This window comes from Sulfitobacter sp. HI0129 (genome assembly GCF_001635395.1).
Taxonomy (GTDB): Bacteria; Pseudomonadota; Alphaproteobacteria; order Rhodobacterales; family Rhodobacteraceae; genus Sulfitobacter.
Window position 1 is genome coordinate 1 of sequence record NZ_LWGH01000605.1, and the last position, 1882, is coordinate 1882.

Consider the following 1882-nt stretch of genomic DNA (forward strand, 5'->3'; position numbering starts at 1 on the left):
CCGGGGGCGGGGCTCTCGCGCAGCAGGGCGGCGCCGCTCTCGATCGCGAGGCCAGCCGTCTCGGCAAAGGCGATCTCGACCGCCTGCCGGGCGTTGGTCTCATCGGGCCGCGCAAGCCGGATGTCCGTGGCGCGCGGCTCTGCCGTCCCGCCCGAAAAGGCGGTTTGCCATCGCGCCATTTCTTCCGCTTCGAGCGCGGCCTGGGCCGTCAGGTTGCGACGCTGGACCTCGAAAAGCACTTTCCCGAACCCGGGTCGCAATTCGCCGATCCTCTGCTCGATGAAGTCGGGCGGCGTGTCGTTACCGGCCTCGAGTTTCCCGAAGCGATAGCCAAGCGTCTCCACCGTCCGGGGCTCTTCGAGCAGCATGGAGCGGAGGGTGGCGAGCCGTCTCGCCTCCGCGATCCGGGCGATCTCCAGCGAGGTGCGCATGGCGGGTCCGACGGGCTCCGGTTCCGATGCCTGTTCCGTGTCTTCGGGCGGGGGTCCTGTCGGCTCATCTTCGACGCTCAGCCCGAGGATTTCCGGGGTGATCGTGCGCTGGGTCAGGGCGTCGGCGTCGCGATCGAACTTTCGGGCGGCCTGTCCGGCATCTGCCTCCGTGCCTTCCTCGGGGGGCGTGTCGGATGGCGTGCCGCTGTCCGTCGGAAAGGCCCGCACGGTTCCCAGAAGCCGCCCGTGGATCGTTCCGATCATGTCCTCCGTCGACAGGCCCGCGGCGAACGGGACATCGGCAAGCCGGTTCTCTGCAAAGTTCTTTTTGACGCTGGCCAGAAGCTCCTGAACCTTGATTTCCGCCATGCCGGCGGCCAGCGCGCTGGCCGCATCGGTGCCGAGGGTCGCGCGGGCCGGATCGCGGGCGCGCTTCTGTTCCGCGGTCCGTTTGCCTTGCGGATCGTCGGGAAAGAGCAGCGCGCGGGCCAGATCGCGAAGCTCCTCCGTCGTGAACATCGCCTTCCAGAATGCAATCGCCCGTTCCAGCGGCCAGGTTTCCCCGTTCTGCCGGCGCCCGACGATGCCGTCCAGTTGCTCCAGCTCCGGCAGCCGCCAATCTGACAACCCCCCCTCCGGGTCGAGGCCCCGCCCTGCGACGATCTCGACGGGGTCGACGGTGTCCGTGAGGTTGGATTTGGCGATAGCGCCCTCCGCACCGAATTCCGGGCGACGGAATTCGGTCGGAATCGCCACACAGCGGTCAAAGAACCGGAGGCAGTCGGTATCCGGAATGTCGAGGCCCGGCTTAGGCGGCGTCGCAGGTTCGGCATGGATGCCGGTGTGCTGCGCCGTGGCATGGAGATGCTCGGGCAGGCGCTTCAGCCATTCGGCCAGGTTGTCGATCATGGTCTCGGCAATGGACGCGACACCGTTCGGACCATTTCCCCAGACCGCGCGCCGCGCCTTGTCGTCGCTCAGCGTCTCGGGAATGCCCTTCGACGCGCTGCGCGTGTCCGCCGGCAGGTTGACGTCGTTCGGATCGTCCGCCAGCCGGTTCAGCAGGGCCGCCCGCGCGTCTTCGTCGAGATCGGCCCAGTCACTTCCCAGAACGTGGTCCAATCGCCCCGGCTCGACGATATCCAGGAGCTTCAGGGCGTTGCCCTTGCCGTTGGGGCGGAAAACTAGGCTGATCCGGGCCATCGTGTCGGATTCCACCTGTTCGATCCCGTCGGGAACGGTCGAGATGTCGAACCCGAGTGCGCGCGCGTCCTTGGTTGTCAATTCTGATCTCCTCGGACGTCCGCGACGGTCCTGGGCAGGTTCAGGCCGGACGGATAGGCGGCATTGTAATCGGTCCAGCGCGTCATGCGCGGCGGCGCATGCGCCAGGATCGGACTGCGCCCCGCACCCACCGGTTGCGGAGCGGACTTGTAAGCCGCGAAACGCAT

1 protein-coding gene is annotated in these 1882 nt (G+C 67.4%); it reads right to left on the reverse strand.

Going from position 1 to position 1882, the window contains the following annotated elements; genetic code table 11:
• The coding region (locus tag A3764_RS15995) for a hypothetical protein (protein ID WP_150122233.1) at window positions 1-1715 on the reverse strand (1715 nt) is incomplete at its 3' end.
• Window positions 1716-1882: the final 167 nt, after the last annotated feature.